Below are 15,613 nucleotides of genomic sequence, written 5' to 3'. Positions count from 1 at the left end.
CATCCGCATATCTCACACACCACGGACTACCGACAACACCACACCCACATCAGGATGTTCAGCAAACATCACCCTAACGAGCTGAGATCAGTAACGGTGTTGCTCACCGGTTCCCTCTTTCCCGTGAGTCGTTCTTCGTACTGTGGGCCCGCGTTCGGCACTGCATCCAGGAGGCTCCAACCTTGTGCCTGGCGTGGCCAGTGCCGTCCGGATGCTCATTTGTGAAGGCCGTGAGAGCTGGTCAGACGTTCGTGGGTGATAGGTGGTTGGGGAGCTCGGTGAGCTGTTCGATGCGGGGGACCGTCTCGTCTGCTGTCGGCGATGGTCCACCGGTGACGAAGTCGATGCCGCGGTCCAGCCAGATGCCGGTGAGTCCGGCGAGGGCGGCTGCGTTCACGTCGCTTTCCAGCATATCGCCCACGTTGACTGCCTGCGCGGGGTCCGTCCGCATCCAACGGCAGGCGGTGGCGTAGGCGGCGGGCTTGGCCGCACCGAGGTCGGTCGGGGTCAGGACGGCGTCGAAGTATTCGAGGAGGCCGAAGCGGGCAAGCTTGGCGCGCTGCTGTTCAGGGTCCCCGTTGGTGAGAACGGCGAGACGCGGTCCGCGAGGAAGTTGTTTCAGGGTCTCCAGGCACGGCTGGACATCGGGATAGCACCGCCAGAACTCCTCGAACACGGTGAGGTAGCGCTTGTTGATCCAGGCGTCCAGAAGGCCGGGACTTTCAGGAACCGGTTCGCCGAGCAGAGGCAGGAAGGAACGGAGTCTGCGTCGGTGGTGCTCAGCGAAGGAGCACTGACCGGCCAGGTATTCCCGCATGTGGCGCGCCTCCAACGTCCACCACAACGTCGCCAGCTCCTCTGGTGGAGCCGTCGCGTTCGGCGCGGCCTGGATGATCTGGCCGATCGTTTCCCAGACCGCGCTTCGGTGATCGACCAGGGTGCCGTCCAGATCGAAGAAGATCACGTCTGCCATAGGGGCGATCATCCCGTGGGGTCTGGAGGAATTGTCAAGATCTGTCGATCAGTTGAGGTGGGTCACGCCGCCGAGGTGTTCTCGGGGCGTTCGACGAGGTGACCGTTCTGGAAGCGGGCGCCGTTGCGGACGAGGGCGACGAGGTGGGGTGCGGTGATCGCGCCTCCAGCGCGGCGGCCAGCATCCAGCGGGCGCCCTCCCGGACGATGTCGTCGATCAGAGAGCCGGTCTCGGTGGTTTCCTCGGCATTCACTACGCTGAGCACGGGCGTGCCTTCCCAACCCGCGTTCGCAGCGCGGGCCTACTCGGAGATCAGAAGTCGATCACTCGGGAGGTACGCCCGTTCGCGTCCAACCCGAGGCCGATCCACAGATCTTGAGCATTGCTCCCGCTGCGTCGGCGAGCAGGCCATGGCCGCCCTCAAAGGCTGGCGCCTGCTGCGGAAACTCCGCTGCAGCACCAACCGCATCACCGACATCGTCAAGGCCGTCCTCGTCCTTCACCGCACGTCAGCGTGAGGTTGGAAACGGCTCACTGTCTCTTCCTTCCGCCCGCTACCGGTGTCGACGTCCGCCACATCCAGAGACCGCGGCTCCTGCCGCACAAGCTCGAATGAAGACGCGTTCTACGGCGCGCGCAGAGTCCGGTGCACTGACAAGTGCAAAGTTCATGCGGCTGGTGACGATCAAGACTCCCGTGACCGTAGCGAGGCGTGGCCGTGATCTCGACTTGGCAGGGTGGCCCACATGAACACTCTGCGGCTGGACCGTCGCCCCCGCAGCAACTTGAGTCGGGAAACGAGCCCGGTCATCCGTGCGTACAAGGCTGCCGTCGGCCTTCTGCTCACGCTGGTCGCCATGACGTCCGTCCTCGCCGGGTGCGCCTCAAGCGGGGCAGTCGACGTGAAGCTGGTCGTTCCCTCGGTCTTCTACGTTTCCCGCGATCCACAACAGGCCGCATCTGACCTGCGGGTCGAAGAGAGAGCAGGCGGAGCGACGGTCAGACTGAGGGTGACCTTCGACGCCGGTGATCTGAAGGGCATCGTCACCGTCAAGCGGGCGCTCGATGCATGTGTCGTCCACTTGCCCGTCTACCACTGCGACACGCAGGCGGGTCCGACAAGTGGAGGGGGTATGCAGGCCTTTCACCTGAGTCCCGCGAAAGGCGCGAAGGCGGGCGAGTCCGCGGTGCTGCGCTACCGCGTGACCGCGCCCGGCCTGCCGCCCGTCAGCGGTCACTCCCTCATCGTGGTCGGCAGACCGAAGCTCCGGGTCACGCTTCACCCCGATTCGGGCCCGGTGGAACCGGGCGGGAGCCTGGCGGTCCGACTGACCGTACGCAATGTCGGCGACGTGCCCGCCCGCGGAGTGGCCCTGCGCATGGAAGCACGCGACGGCATCACCCTGACCGACCGGCACCGCAACTGCCGCTATCGAGGCGGCACTTCGGCGTGGTGTCGACTCCTCGCGGACGACGTCGTCATTCCGCCCGGCCGGTCGTACGGCCTAGGTGCCCGCGAGCACTTGCGGGCCGCACAGGATGCCACCTATCCGACCGTCAACTTCACTGCTGATGCCATCGGCACCGACTACGTGCCCCCGGCCGAGATCGCATCGAGGTACCGGCCCGGCAACGGGCCTCCACTGCATTTCGTTCCGGCCTCCAAGGCCGACGACGGTGCGGCGAGCACAGTCGGCGACGATCCACAGGTGCTCCACATGACCGTCCACAACCAGAGCGAGCTGGCCGCGGTCGCCGACACGGCGCGCGGTCCCATCGGCAGCCTCACCACCGTGCGGATCGGCGTGCGGAACAACGGTCCCGGTTCGCTGACGGCAGCGGTGAAGGTCGTCTTCACGGTGCCCGACGGCACCACTGTCATGGCGTCGCCGTACAGCTTCGAACGCGACGAAGAGGTGATCGACCAGGACTGTCGGGCCGTCACCGCCGACGGCACGCCACTTGCGGAAGCCTCCGCGAGGCAGCCGAGTGCCAGACGGTACGTGTGCACGGCGCGCGTCGGAGCGGTGGGGGCCACGACGATGTTCCCGTTCACTCTGCGCATCGACAAGGACAGCGCCGACGGCAGCGGCCAGGTCACGGTCTCGGACAGCGCCCCGGGACGCCCCAGCGGCGACACCGAGCCGGCTGATGACACGGCAGACGTCGCTGTGTCCGTGTGGCCGGGGCCGGCCTGGGCCACCCCCGGCTTCTACATCGCCGCTGCCGTCGTCATCCCGCTGCTCAGCCTCGCCATCGCCCTGTACGCGCGGCGCCGAAGGCTCTTCCGCCGCCGCGAAGAGATGACACCCACCGGAAGGTGAGGCCGACGCGGAGCCTGCAATGCCCCGGAGACAGAACAAGGCGAGACCGGGACGATCAATGGCTGCCAAGGTCAACGCCAATACCACCAGCCCGGGTGTGATGAAGAATCTCAACACGGCCAGCGACGCACTACTGACTTTGCTGGCGCGGTGTCGTCAAGGTGAGGCCGGTTTCGACGAGGCGTCCATCGACCGTGTGATCTGGGTCGCGAAGCCCCGCCATGCTGGTGATCGGTCAGGGCGGCGAGGCTGTGCCCCTGGAAGCGCTGACATCGCCTGCATCGACGAGCCACGACCGGCCAGTGGGAGCGGCTTCCGGCTGGCAATCTGGCGATTGAGAATAAGCACGCCGAACCTCACGCACGGCACCCCAGTGGCGGCTACGACGGTAGTACTGGCGTACGAGCAGCTCGACTGTCCGGCGCGAACGGCGGGGATCAACGAGCCGCGCCTGGCTGATCAGTGTCGCGCGTCCGTGGGGAAGGTGCGTCGGAAGCGTGAGCCACTGCTGCCGACCAGGATCCTCCAGCGAGGCAAGCCGCGTGCGGTGCTGGTAGTCGCGCCGGGCGAACTGCACGTCGTCGAGGACGATCCAGCGGTCGGCGGCATAGGGCTTCGCCAGAGTAGACAGCCGGGGAAACAGGTTGGGTTGATGGATCGCGCACATCCCGCCCCGGCGGTCCGACGCAGGATGGATCAGGTGCTGATGAGGCGGCTGTCGAAGCCGGCGCCCAGGAGGCGCTCGTACGCGTCATACACACCCCCCGGTACATCCTGCTCGACGGCAAAGCCGAGCTTCGGGTACTCGATCACCCGTTGCAGGTCGCCAACGAGCATGTCGACGACGAGCGGCTCGTCACCGATGGACTTGATGTAGTCGTCCAGTTCCAGCGGCTCGGAGGCGCACACGACCTCGACCTCGGGCCACAACTTGCGGCAGGTCGCGTACGAGCGGCGCTCCGTGTACGGCTTGGAAATCAGCAGCAGCGACTCGACCTCCACCCCGGCCTCAGCCAGCACCTCGCGGGAAAAGGTGATGTTCTGGCCGGTGTTGGCGGCCTTCGGTTCGACCAGGATCGCCTCATCCGGCATACCCAGGCTCAGCGCGTGCTCGCGGTAGTGAACCGCCTCGCCGCGCGGGAAACGCGCGCGAGTGGTCGGGCTGTTGCCACCGCTGAAGACCAAAAGGGGAAACAGCCCCACGCGGTACAGGTCAGCGGCGGCGGTAGCCACGCCGAGGTCGTGGCTGCCCAGGCCAATCGCCGCCGAACAGGGCCGCTGCTCGTGTCCCATCTGGGGGTAGTTCCAGATCAGCATCGCGTCGTGGAACTGCTCGTCGGTGATCTGACGCTGCTCGTGCTCCGGCACTGACACTCCCTGGCTCATCCCTGCTGGTTCTTCCGGACCCTCGATGCTGCGCAGCTGGTGGCTCAGCCCGTACTGCCGGGCCACCTGTGCCGCCTGCTCGAGGACGGACAGCCCATCATTGCGGGTCGCCGCGTCTGACAGAAGGATGTGCCCGTAGGCGGTGTCCAGCCGCACCCGCTGCATCGGGGAGTCGACCGTACCGGTGGTGCGCGCGATGTCGATGTAGCGCAGTGCCTGCTTCACGTCACCGGCGCCACGATGGGCCAGGGCCAGCTTCTGGTGGGCGACCGACCAGTCCTCCGGCTCACCCAAGTCCTCGAAGGCTCGGGTAGCGGCCGTCATGACCTGGGTGGCGTACTCGTTGTTGCCTTCCTTGCTCAGGGCCGTGCCCACCCAGAGGCGGGCCCTGGCACGATCACGGGGGCTTAAACGCTCGTCCGTGGCGAGGCGGTCGTACTGACGTGCCGAGGCTTGCAGCTGGCCGGACATCTCTTGGACGACAGCAAGGGAGAGTTCGATCTGGGCCACTCGGCGCGGGATATCAAGTTCGGTGAACTTGGTGCAGGCGGTCGAGTAGGAGTGCCGGGCGGAGAGCGGGCCAAGGATCGCGCCCTGGTCCCGTTGGAGGTCTCCGAGGAGCACCAGGGAACGGCCGTAGAGGTAGAGGCCTTTGTCGTCCAGGCGATGCGGGTCGTGGCTCCCCAGCCAGCGGTTCAGGAGTGCAGTTGCGAAGGGGAAGTTCTGACGGCTGATACAGACCACGGCACGCTCGACGTCCTCGGTCCAGGTCTCGTAGTCGGCTGGCCTGGAGCTCCTCCGCTCGGGGGACAGCAGCGCCTCGAACCGGGCCTGGGCAGCCGAGTCCGCACGGGCAAGCGCAGTGTCGAGGATGGCCTGCGTATCCGGCCGGGGCCGGGTATCGGTACCGAGGCTCTCCCACTTTGCGACCGTCCGTAGAGCGACACCGAGGTGCTCGGCAAAGGCGCGCGTACTCATGCGGAGTGCGGCGCGCAAGGCGCGCGCTTCCATGCCCGTCCATTGCTGCACGCTGACCACGGGGTGACCTCCCTCTGTCACGTATGGAAGCACTCTCGGTGACAGTGCGGGGCGGGAAGTGCAACGGAAGTGCAACATCAGGTCATTTCGAGGCCGTTCACGGCGGCCGACGCTGTGGGCATGGACGACCAACTCATCACAGAACGCCGCCCCGTCGCCTTTCCCCAGGTCTTCGGCTACCTGCGCCATCTCACCGGTGGACCGGCCCGCCACGCTGCTCTCATCGGCTGCCTTGCCGAGTACTGCCGACGGCATGAGCTGAGCCTGCGCGGCGTGTTCACGGACCGCGAGGTAGCAGTGGCCGTCCGCTCCCCCGCCTTCGTCGGCCTCTTGGACGCGCTGGGACTGCCCGACACCTATGGCGTCGTCGTACCGGCTCTCAGCCACATGGGACCGAAGCACATTGCCAGCCCTCGCAGGCGACAGATAGCTGCGACAGGCAGCGGCCTGATCGTAGTCCGTATCACCAGGCCGACGGCAGGGCCCACGCACCCTCTTGGTGAATTCTCCAGCCTCCGCCACCAAGGAATTCCAGATGTCCATTCGTCCTGCGCCGCGAAGCGGATCCATAGTCACGGACATGTCGGACCCTCGCTCAACGCGCACGATCAATCACAAACGTGAACCAGGAGCCCCCGTGAACCCGGCATTACAGCGCACCGCTCCTCCCGCACAGGAAGCGACGGCGCCCACGAACAAGGCACCCGCCTCGACCAACGATGAAGCGCCCGGGGAGCCGTCCCTGGCACAGCATCCGGTGGGCGCCACGGTGGCCCTACTTCTGTTACAGGCGGAGGATGAGCCGACGTGGTCGCGGGAGTGGCGGCTGACGGCGGTTGAGGGCGCCGGTCCGAATGCCCGGCTGCGAGCGCTACCGCTGCTCACGATGTGGCGCTGGAGCGGGAACGTGGATGCGGCGGCCCGTGTCGCCGACAAGCTGGTGGACAACGCCGTCAGTCACGGGCGACCCTTCCCCGACGGCTGTGTCAGCCTCCGGTTCGCCCTGTTCCCGCAGACCGATGAACTGTTGATCGAAGTCTCCGATGCGTATCCCGAGTTCGCAAACTTTGACCAGGCCGTAACCGCCGACCCGGCACCGCCGAAGGTGCCCAGCGGGTTGTGGTGGGTGCGCCACTACCGGGGGCGCCTGTCCTGGGACGTGCAGAGGGACGAGGCGGATCACGCAGTCGGTAAGACGGTCCAGGCGCTGCTCCCCGCCACCTGGGAGGTCTCGGCATGACGACCACGCAGTTGCCCCGCCGCGAGTCGCAGGCCGACCCGGCGCAGGAGCGGCCGCCCGTCCCCCAGGCCGCGTTCGTCCAGCCCAACTCTTGGGCGGCGCCCGGTGAGTCGGCGGCGGACATGGCGACGCTGGCCGACCGGGTTCGGCGGCTGATGAACTACCAGCGGGGCGGAGACCTCGTCCTCCCCCTGGGCGGTCATCTGTTCGACATCGTCGTCACCGCCAGCGGCGCCGAGGCCTACGGGGTGGTGGCCATGCTTGACGAGATCCAGCAGACCGGTCAGAGCGACCGGCCAGATGCCTGCGGCCCCGTCATCGAGGACCCTGAACGCGGCTGGCTCATCTGGCTCGTCCCGCCCGGGACCAGCGAACAGTGGGCCCCGCACCGGTACGGTGCGTGCCTGGGCAGGCCCCACCAGCTGGCCCTGCCGCCCCTGCCGCAGACGGAACCGCCCGGCGTGTTCTGGCGGCGCCACATGCGCGGCGACCGTCTCGTACCGGCCCTGCCCCTGCGGGACCTCCTCGACCGATTCCGCCCCGGCCCCGCCCCACACGAAACACTCCTCGGTTCCGTACTGAGCACCATCGCCTGAACCCAACGTGCGTTGACGGTGCTCCCCTCACCCTCTCACCGCACGCGGCTCTCACACCCCGCCGCCGAAAGCGGAGAGAACCTGGCCCCCCGACAGCAGCGGCGAAGGAGCTTGATCCTCACACCGCACGCCCCGCCGTCGACACCTCAGTCGCCCAACTCACCGCAAAACGACGCCGTTCGCTCGCAAGACGTGCCCGGCTCCCCACCCCCACCCCACGGACGGGCACCGAGCACCTCCATCCGGTGGCCGGGCCGTCGAGCGGCCGGCGCGAACTTCTGGTGGACCAGCAGTGCCCCCAGGAGACGGCGTGTTCCAGTCCGACAATCCGCTCCCAGTGAGAAAGACACCCTCCCATGCCCACCACGTGTTGACGCTCCCGCAAAACTGACCCCGTAGCGATCCCGCACTATTGACCCCCTTGATCACTCTTGGAGGGTGCTGAAGGTGGAGGACTGGGCAGAGATACGCCGTCTGCATCGCGCGGAGGGTGTGCCCATCAAGGAGATCTCGCGGCGGTTGGGGGTGGCCCGGAACACGGTCCGGGCGGCGTTGAACTCGGACCGACCGCCGGTGTTCCAGCGGGCTCCGCGAGGCCAGGTCGCGGACGCCTACGAGCCGCAGATGCGGGCCCTGTTGCAGGAGTGGCCGACGATGCCGGCGCCGGTGATCGCCGAGCGGATCGGCTGGCCGTACTCGCTGCCGCCGCTGCGCAAGCGGCTCGCGCTGATCCGGCCCGAGTACGTCGGGATCGATCCGGTGGACCGGGTGACCTACCGGCCCGGCGAGGTCGCCCAGTGCGATCTGTGGTTCCCCGAGACGAAGGTGCCGGTCGGGGCCGGCCAGCAGCGGGTCCTGCCGGTGCTGGTCATGACCTGCGGTTTCTCGCGGTTCCTGACCGCGGTGATGATCCCGTCTCGGCAGGCCGGCGACATCTTGTAGGGCATGTGGTCCCTGATCCACGGCATCGGCCGAGTCCCGAAGACGCTGGTCTGGGACCGGGAGGCCGCGATCGGCGGGACGGGGAAGGTGACCTCCCCAGCGGCCGCGTTCGCCGGCACCCTGGCCACCAGGATCAGGCTCGCCCCGCCCCGCGACCCGGAGTTCAAGGGGCTGGTCGAGCGCAACAACCAGTACCTGGAATCCTCGTTCCTGCCCGGCCGCCTGTTCGCCTCGCCGGCGGACTTCAACCAGCAGCTGAAGGAGTGGCTGGTGAGGGCGAACGCGCGGATGGTCCGCGCGATCCAGGGTCGGCCGGTGGACCTGCTGGAGAGCGACTACCAGGCGATGGTCCCGCTGCCGCCGGTCGTCCCGCCGATCGGCCTGAGCTCCCGGATCCGGCTCGGACGGGACTACTACGTCCGCGTCGATGCCGTCGACTACTCGGTCGATCCGCAGGTCATCGGCCGGTTCGTCGACGTCACCGCCTCCCCTGAGACGGTGACCGTGTTCTGCGACGGCCGCGTCGTCGCCCGGCACGAGCGGTCCTGGGCAAGGCAGCAGGTCATCACCGACCCGGTCCACGCGGCCACCGCCGCGAAGATGCGCGAGGCCCTCGCGCTGGACCGCCAACGACGTCAGGCAGCTGTCCGCCGGCACACCGACGGGCACACCGTCGCACTGTGGGCCCTGCCCGACTACGACGCCCTGTTCGGCGTCGACTTCAACCCGCCCACCACGAAAGCGGAGTGATACGTGAGTACAGCCACCAAGCCCAAGCCGGCCGCTGCGGGGAGCGGGCCGAAGGACGGCATGCCGTCGATGCTGTCCTACCTGACCCGGGTGCTGAAGATGCCGACCATCGGCGCCTTCTGGGAGGAGCTGGCCGATCAGGCCCGGGACCAGAACTGGTCCCACGAGGAGTATCTGGCCGCGCTGCTGCAGCGACAGGTCGCCGACCGGGAGTCCAAGGGCACCACGATGCGGATCCGCACTGCCCACTTTCCGCAGGTCAAGACGCTGGAGGACTTCAACCTCGACCACCTGCCTTCACTTCGTCGAGACGTTCTCGCGCACCTGGCGACGGGCACGTTCGTCGCGAAGACGGAGAACGTGATCCTGCTCGGGCCGCCCGGGATCGGGAAGACGCACCTGGCCATCGGCCTAAAGCGCGTTGCAGAAGGCCGTGATCTGGGCATTTCCCTTGTATGCGTGGGGTGTTGAGGGCTGATGCGTTGTGGGTGGAGACGTTCACTGGGCTGCGGATGAAGCAGTTCGAGCGGCTGCTGAGGGTGGTGCGGGAGCGGGGTGGTGACGGGCCGCGCATCGGGCGGCCGTGGTGTCTGCCGCTCGCCGACCGGGTGCTGGTGGTGGCTGTCTACTACCGGACGAACCTGACCATGCGGCAGCTCGCGCCACTGTTCGGGGTCTCGCCTGCAACGGTGTGCCGGGTCATCCAGCGGCTTGGGCCCCTCCTCGCGCTCGAGCCGGCCGCCCGTCCTGTCGATGCTGCGGACCGGCTGTGGATCGTGGACGGCACCTTGATTCCGGTCCGCGACCGCAAGGTCGGCGCCTCCAGCCGCAACTACCGCTTCTCCGCGAACGTGCAGGTCATCATCGACGCCGACACCCGCTTGGTCGTGGCCACCGCCCGCCCGGCCCCAGGCAACAGGGCAGATGCCCATGTGTGGCGCGACTCCGGCCTGCCGCAGCAGTGTCAGGGCGTCACCGTGCTCGGTGACGGCGCCTACATCAACACGGGCCTGGTCGTCCCGCACCGCAAACGACCCGGCCGGGCTCTGCTTGCTGGCGAGGAAGCCGACAACGCGGAACATCGCCGGGTCCGTGCGCGGGTCGAGCATGCGATCGGCCGGCTGAAGAACTACAAGATCCTCCGCGACTGCTGGCAGCGCGGCGACGGCCTTCACCACGCGGTCCAGGCCGTCGCCCGTATGCACAACCTCGCCCTGGCCGCGTGATCAGAACAGTCGCGATCGGGCGCAAAATACGGCCTTCTGCAACGCGCTTTAGGACGTGTATCGAAAGTCGTTTGGTCCGCTCGTCGGACGCGCCTACCCTCTGGCCCATGATCCAGATGAGGAATGACGACTTGCGTAGCTATCAAGTGGGACCAGTACACGCCGAGCTTCGCGCACTCACGGTAAGTGACGACCGTGAAGGCATGCTCGAAGGAACGCCGCACCTACACCGTCGCTTTCGTTTGATGGGCATCGAGAAGGCGATGGCAGTGACGCCGCAGTTGTATGTGCACGATCTCGACAAGCTCCGAGCCGATACGGAGGGGCGGCTCGAGGAGTGGCTGCCGCGAGAGACGGTTCACGCTCGACTGACGTCATGGTGGAAGCCCGAGGACATTGCAGAGCCTGGACATACGGCGCTCTCGGTGATGTGGTTCCAAACGGCTGCGCAGGATCCCTTTGCCCACCTGGCCAGCGCGCCCATTGCGCGAGTTCATCGACGCGAACGCCGACTGGCTGAGGGTCGTCCAGCTGCCAACCTACGCGCCGGACCTCAACCCGACCGAGGGCGTGTGGTCGTTGGTCAAACGCGACCTCGGCAACCTCGCGGCGGCCGACCTCAGCCAGATCACCCGGGCGGTCAAGCACCGTCTCAAGCAGATCCAGTACCGCCCTGAGGTGGTCGACGGCTGCCTCGCCGGCACCGGGCTCAGCCTCGGCCCGTGCACTCATGAGGAGCCGCCGCCAACGCGGTGAGGCCAGTACCAGGCAGATGTGGCAGCATCACCGCCATGTCTTGGTGACCTGGGACTTCGTAAGTGAGCTGTACTGCGCTCTGTCCACCGAGACCGGTGCGGGTGACAGTCGGATCAGCTACCACGAGCTCAGCGAAGCCCGCGTTGTTCCAGGTGGCGCTGCTTCCAAGGCTGTTTCACCGGTTCCGGGGCCGACAGCCGTGACGTTATTGGCCTGCCGGACTCGAGTCCGGGATCAGGGCGGTGATTCCTCGTTCGGGTTGCCGGATCGAGTGACGCCACGCGTGCCCTCCGATCGCGGGCCTCCGGCGGCCGGAAGATGGTCTACACCAGCCCGGTCAGTCGGAAAGCCGGTCCCCTTCGCGCCGGCTGCCATCCGTGATCGAGCGCGGCACGAACTCCCGCCCCGACGATGGAGGGAACCACGGGAAAGGCCGATGTCGCCGCCATCAACACCGCGCCCTTCTGATCGGCCTGCTCAACCACGAAGTCGAACCGCCCCGACGCGCACCCTGTGCAGCAACCGGCCCCGCCGGACACACGCCACCGGTACGCCACGCCATCGACCGTGATCAGGCGGGTGCCCTTCTTCCGCAGAGCCAACTGTCCTCCTCGACTCGGACGCAACGTCAGGCGCGAGCGCCGGCGCCTTCGAATTGAATCCGACAGCCCGGCTCAGCTTCTGTCCCGACGACCGGCCCGATCATATGTCTGTCACCGGGGTGATGCTCTCGTTTTTTGCGCCCCTCGAACGCCTGGCCCCGGGCGCGCCGTCGAAGCCGGGTGGGTCGACACGTGCTACGAGCCGGGCGAGCGGTCCCGGATGTTCTACGCGATCCGTCATGGACGACTGACCGACATCACGCATTCAAGTTCAGTAGCCGACCGGACACGCGTGCTGGGCCGGGGCCACCCCCATACCCTCACCACCCGGCAGGAGCTCGCCTGTTTCCGGGGTGAAGCGGGGGATCCGGCTGGCGCGGCCCGCGGCGTTCAAAGGGCTGCTGGCCGACCAGATACGCGTGCTGGGCCCCGACCACCCCGACACCCTCACCACCTGGGATTGGCTCGCCGAGTGGCGGGGCAGGACGGAGGGCGCGGCTGTTGATCCATCGACCGATTCGTGAACAAGATCAGCAGGAAGAGATCCGCAGCCGCAGGCGATATCTGAGCGGGTGCCGTCAGACTGCACCAGGCCATGGTCTTCGCCCCGGGGTACGGCACGCGAGCGGACCCACGCAGGCCCGCGGGTGGGGGAAGGCACGGACCGTCGGGCTGGGTTCTGCATAAGCTGGACCGCGGCCGCGGCGTCATTCATGCCGTCGGCTGCGGGGAAGCACCCGCAGGGTGCCGGTGCTGACCCTGGACAAGACGCTGGACCCCGCTGAGCGCCCCGGGACCCGGCTGTGCTCTCTGTGCAGCGCGGCGGCTGAACTCGATCCCGTACTCAAGGAGTTCGAACATGGCTTCGGCGGCTCGGAAAACGGCAGCAGGGAACCGTCGTGATCGTCACACTGGCGGGATGAGCTTGTTCCACGCCGACGCCTACGATCCCGACGACATGATGGTGCACCCTCGCCATCAGGCGATGCAGCCGGCCTTGGCTCAGCTCATTCAGCAGCTCCGCGATTGCGAGACGGTGGAGGCCGGGGTCGATTTCCAACGGGACCTGCTCAACCGCCTGCTGGAAGTAGAGAAAGACCGCGCGGGGTTCAAGCGTGCCGCCAAGCGGATGCGCAGCGGAAAGGGGCCGCACCTGGAGGCGCCGGAACCCCAGTCGGGCCGTGACCTCGCCGACGTGGCGACCTGGCGGTTCGAGCAGGACGTATGCGACCGGCTGGCCCGCCAGCTGCGCTCGGTGGGTGATGCGCTGGCCTGGCGCGTCTTCGGCTTCCACCGCCCGTTCATCCTCGCTCTGTGCCGCAACGACTCGCCCGGCCTGATGCACGGCAAGGCAGGGCTGCAGGCGGAACGCGAACACGTAGAGAGGGCCGGACGGTGCTTTCGCGCTCCTGCACGACCTGACCAACTGCCTGCGCATCGGCGACATCACGGTCTGGGACGGCGTGCACCCGCCCCGCACGGAAGAGATCAAGACCAATCCGAACAACACCAAGAGCGCTCAACTACGGCGGATCAACCAGGCCCGCGCGGCGGTGCAGGATGGCGGCCCACTGCCAGGAGACAACGCCTCAGAACTCCTCTACGACCTGGACCTGCCGCTGCGCACACACCTGGACGTGCTGCGCGAGGCCCTGGAGCGGGCCGCAAACGAGGGCATCTACGCCACCGAGGTGCCCGGCAGCCGGGCCCTGTTCGTCATCGACCAGTACGGATGTTCCCAGCAAGGACTGTCCTCCAAGCAGTTCAACGAGCGCCTTCAGCAGACAGTCAACATCGCCCTGCAACGGGCAGGGATCGCCGCCGGCCGCGAGGACCACAACATCAACGCCACCAGCCTCGACAGCACGGCCCGAGACCCGCTGCGGGTGCCCTGGGCGAACTATCCGCTGCATCTGGTGGCCTGCGCCCGTCTGATCGGCGACTACACCGTGGCCGCCGTGGAGACCTCCGGTCCTGCGCTGACCCGCCTGCTGCAGGTGGCCGGCCTAGACGCGCGCTGGGTCCGCCCGCCGGGGAAGGCCGACCTGCAGCAGGGCGAGGTCGTCATGGAGATCCACCAGCAGGAACAGCTGCGGGCCGTGGCACTGCCGGGCGGCCTGACGATGACGTCGGGCTGGACGCTGCAGATGCGCCGCTCCGAGCTGGAGCGCTACCTGCTTGAGCTGCTGCGCCCGGGCTCGTGGGTTGCGGGCATCAAACACGTCCTCGCCGCACGACAGGCCAGGCGGCCGTGGCCGCACTATCGCAACGAACACGAGATTTGGGTCTAGCGAGCCGCCAGCCAGTGCCCCGCCCCGGTGGCCACCTCACTGGCGAGGTAGAGGGCCGCCCCGGCGATCTCCTCCGGCTCGGCCGGGCGGCCTGCCAAGCACGTCTTGGTCAGGGCGTCGAGGGCGGCGGCCGTCGGTGCTGTTCCCGGTGTGCGGGTGGGGCCCAGGCGGGGTCGCCTGGTCGCAGGTGCGCTGCCTCGACTGCTCGTTCCCGCGCGTCGACGTCACGCCCGCGCCCAAGGGCCGCTACGCCACGCTGAAGGTCCGCGGCATCGCCGAGACCGGTGCGCAGGTCGACCAAGGGTCGCGGCCCTGGCCTCCGCTGAACGGGGCCGCGTTTCCCTGCTTGCCATGGGCGATCACGCCGCCGTACATTCCCTGCACCCGGCTTGTCCGGCCGCTTCGTCTATCCCCTTTGAGCACATGAGGAGCGCCCGGTATGACGGGTGTACTGGCGGTCGCAGGCGGCACCGCATCCGGCAAGTCCACCCTTGCCGAAGCCCTGTCGCTGCAGTGTCCCGAGAGCATCGCGCTGGTCCATCTGGACGACTACTACGTGCCCGCGCACGACCCTCTGAGGGGTGTGTGGACGGTCAGTGCCGACGGGCACGCCGTCCTCGACTGGAACCATCCGGGGTCGATCGACGAGACAGCGGTGACACACGCCATTGACGCGGCGCTGCTGCGCCCCGGCGTGCTGCTGGTGGTGGTCGAGGGCCTGTTCGCGCTGTCACTGCCGTCCGTGGTCCGGCGGGCGGCGTGGCGGGTGTATGTCGACACCCCCGACGACATACGCCTGGCCCGCAAGATCCTCCGGAAGATCGAGGTGCAGCGGCAGGACCCCCGACTGTCCCTGCGCAACTATCTGCAGACCGGCAGGGACCACCACGCAGCCCACGTCGCGCCCTCCCGGGCGGCGGCCGATCTGGTCGTGGACGGGACCGCGAGCGAGGCGGAGATGCTGGCGGCCGTCATGCCGCTGATCGGGCCGGCCCTCGCGCCGCCGCCCGCGGCGCCCTCGCGGGCACCGGAGGTGTGCGGTGTGACCCGTACCTCCGGGGCCGGTGCCCGGGGGGCACCGGCCCCGGCGAGGGACGCCGCGTGATCACGCTTCCGGCAACACAGCCCAAGCCCCGTCGGGCTCTCAGGTGGATCACGACCGATCCAGTTCACCTGCAGCCAGGCGAACTGCAGGGGTGACATATGGCGGGATCAGGGGAAGACCCGCATCCAGGCTCTCTTCCGCTTCGCCCGGCACCGCATGGGTGTGCTCTTCGCGATGCTCCGCGACGGCACCTTCTACGAACCACGCACCACCGAAACAGCCACCGCAGACCACTCAGCCTTGATGAAGGACATAGAGGCACCCCCCGCGGATACGCGAGCGAGCCCGGACTGAGGCGCCCCGAAGTTCTCGGACAGCGGTCCCCATAGGATCGAAGTCCAGAACGGCGGAGAGAGCACGTGGCACAGAAGCGTAGGAAGTTCA

At 67.8% G+C, this 15,613-nt stretch carries 15 protein-coding genes and 3 pseudogenes; 12 read left to right on the top strand and 6 right to left on the bottom strand.

Annotated elements, in window-relative coordinates; translation table 11 throughout:
• Positions 1 to 241: 241 nt before the first annotated feature.
• On the bottom strand, positions 242 to 973 hold the full coding sequence (locus tag ACFY1J_RS45700) for an HAD family hydrolase (RefSeq protein ID WP_390713257.1): 732 nt from the start codon (positions 971 to 973) through the stop codon (positions 242 to 244).
• 389 nt (positions 974 to 1,362) lie between these two features.
• Here ACFY1J_RS45700 and ACFY1J_RS45695 point away from each other — a divergent pair.
• A pseudogene (locus ACFY1J_RS45695) lies at positions 1,363 to 1,491 on the top strand (IS5/IS1182 family transposase); the annotation flags it as partial.
• A 228-nt stretch (positions 1,492 to 1,719) separates the two neighbouring features.
• Positions 1,720 to 3,297 (top strand): hypothetical protein, encoded by a 1,578-nt coding sequence (locus ACFY1J_RS45690; protein ID WP_390733276.1) that lies wholly within the window; start codon positions 1,720 to 1,722, stop codon positions 3,295 to 3,297.
• A gap of 235 nt (positions 3,298 to 3,532) precedes the next feature.
• On the opposite strand, the gene ACFY1J_RS45685 is transcribed toward ACFY1J_RS45690, so the two are convergent.
• The 3 genes and pseudogenes from ACFY1J_RS45685 to ACFY1J_RS45675 all read right to left on the bottom strand — a co-directional run.
• On the bottom strand, positions 3,533 to 3,964 hold the full coding sequence (locus ACFY1J_RS45685; protein ID WP_390733275.1) for a WbqC family protein: 432 nt from the start codon (positions 3,962 to 3,964) through the stop codon (positions 3,533 to 3,535).
• A 29-nt stretch (positions 3,965 to 3,993) separates the two neighbouring features.
• Positions 3,994 to 4,683: a YdcF family protein gene (locus ACFY1J_RS45680; RefSeq protein ID WP_390713258.1), complete on the bottom strand. Its 690-nt coding sequence runs from the start codon at positions 4,681 to 4,683 to the stop codon at positions 3,994 to 3,996.
• A gap of 18 nt (positions 4,684 to 4,701) precedes the next feature.
• Positions 4,702 to 5,721 (bottom strand): annotated as a pseudogene (locus ACFY1J_RS45675) (helix-turn-helix domain-containing protein); the annotation flags it as partial.
• A 120-nt stretch (positions 5,722 to 5,841) separates the two neighbouring features.
• Between ACFY1J_RS45675 and ACFY1J_RS45670 the strand changes: the two are divergent.
• From ACFY1J_RS45670 to ACFY1J_RS45640, 7 genes and pseudogenes are all read left to right on the top strand, one after another.
• On the top strand, positions 5,842 to 6,345 hold the full coding sequence (locus tag ACFY1J_RS45670) for a hypothetical protein (protein ID WP_390733274.1): 504 nt from the start codon (positions 5,842 to 5,844) through the stop codon (positions 6,343 to 6,345).
• 13 nt (positions 6,346 to 6,358) lie between these two features.
• A complete protein-coding gene (locus ACFY1J_RS45665) occupies positions 6,359 to 6,961 on the top strand; it encodes a hypothetical protein (protein WP_390713254.1) in 603 nt (200 codons plus the stop codon).
• The gene (locus tag ACFY1J_RS45660; RefSeq protein ID WP_390713253.1) at positions 6,958 to 7,557 is read left to right on the top strand and encodes a hypothetical protein; all 600 of its coding nucleotides are present in this window, start codon (positions 6,958 to 6,960) and stop codon (positions 7,555 to 7,557) included. Before ACFY1J_RS45665 ends, ACFY1J_RS45660 begins: the two co-directional genes overlap by 4 nt.
• Before the next feature lie 438 nt (positions 7,558 to 7,995).
• A pseudogene (gene istA, locus ACFY1J_RS45655) lies at positions 7,996 to 9,249 on the top strand (IS21 family transposase).
• Between the two features lie 3 nt (positions 9,250 to 9,252).
• Positions 9,253 to 9,720, top strand: a complete 468-nt coding sequence (locus tag ACFY1J_RS45650) for an ATP-binding protein (RefSeq protein WP_390733273.1) — start codon at positions 9,253 to 9,255, stop codon at positions 9,718 to 9,720.
• Positions 9,705 to 10,475 (top strand): transposase family protein, encoded by a 771-nt coding sequence (locus tag ACFY1J_RS45645; protein ID WP_390713251.1) that lies wholly within the window; start codon positions 9,705 to 9,707, stop codon positions 10,473 to 10,475. Before ACFY1J_RS45650 ends, ACFY1J_RS45645 begins: the two co-directional genes overlap by 16 nt.
• Before the next feature lie 459 nt (positions 10,476 to 10,934).
• Positions 10,935 to 11,231: a transposase gene (locus ACFY1J_RS45640; RefSeq protein ID WP_390733272.1), complete on the top strand. Its 297-nt coding sequence runs from the start codon at positions 10,935 to 10,937 to the stop codon at positions 11,229 to 11,231.
• A gap of 323 nt (positions 11,232 to 11,554) precedes the next feature.
• Here the strand turns inward: ACFY1J_RS45640 and ACFY1J_RS45635 are convergent, their stop codons facing one another.
• Entirely contained in the window at positions 11,555 to 11,833 is a 279-nt protein-coding gene (locus ACFY1J_RS45635; protein WP_390733271.1) for a hypothetical protein, read from the bottom strand.
• 353 nt (positions 11,834 to 12,186) lie between these two features.
• Here ACFY1J_RS45635 and ACFY1J_RS45630 point away from each other — a divergent pair, with 353 nt between their 5' ends.
• Positions 12,187 to 12,357, top strand: a complete 171-nt coding sequence (locus ACFY1J_RS45630) for a hypothetical protein (protein WP_390733270.1) — start codon at positions 12,187 to 12,189, stop codon at positions 12,355 to 12,357.
• A 320-nt stretch (positions 12,358 to 12,677) separates the two neighbouring features.
• Here ACFY1J_RS45630 and ACFY1J_RS45625 read toward each other — a convergent pair whose 3' ends face one another.
• A complete protein-coding gene (locus tag ACFY1J_RS45625; protein WP_390713248.1) occupies positions 12,678 to 13,211 on the bottom strand; it encodes a hypothetical protein in 534 nt (177 codons plus the stop codon).
• Between the two features lie 85 nt (positions 13,212 to 13,296).
• On the opposite strand from ACFY1J_RS45625, the gene ACFY1J_RS45620 reads away from it, so the two are divergent.
• Both ACFY1J_RS45620 and ACFY1J_RS45615 read left to right on the top strand, forming a co-directional pair.
• On the top strand, positions 13,297 to 14,124 hold the full coding sequence (locus ACFY1J_RS45620; protein WP_390713247.1) for a hypothetical protein: 828 nt from the start codon (positions 13,297 to 13,299) through the stop codon (positions 14,122 to 14,124).
• A 439-nt stretch (positions 14,125 to 14,563) separates the two neighbouring features.
• On the top strand, positions 14,564 to 15,229 hold the full coding sequence (locus tag ACFY1J_RS45615; protein ID WP_390713246.1) for a uridine kinase: 666 nt from the start codon (positions 14,564 to 14,566) through the stop codon (positions 15,227 to 15,229).
• Positions 15,230 to 15,613: the final 384 nt, after the last annotated feature.

Source organism: Streptomyces sp. NPDC001406 (assembly GCF_042895285.1).
In the GTDB taxonomy this organism is placed as follows: Bacteria; Actinomycetota; Actinomycetes; order Streptomycetales; family Streptomycetaceae; genus Streptomyces.
The sequence above is the reverse complement of the archived record's forward strand: the minus strand, read 5'-3'. Positions and strand labels throughout refer to the sequence as shown.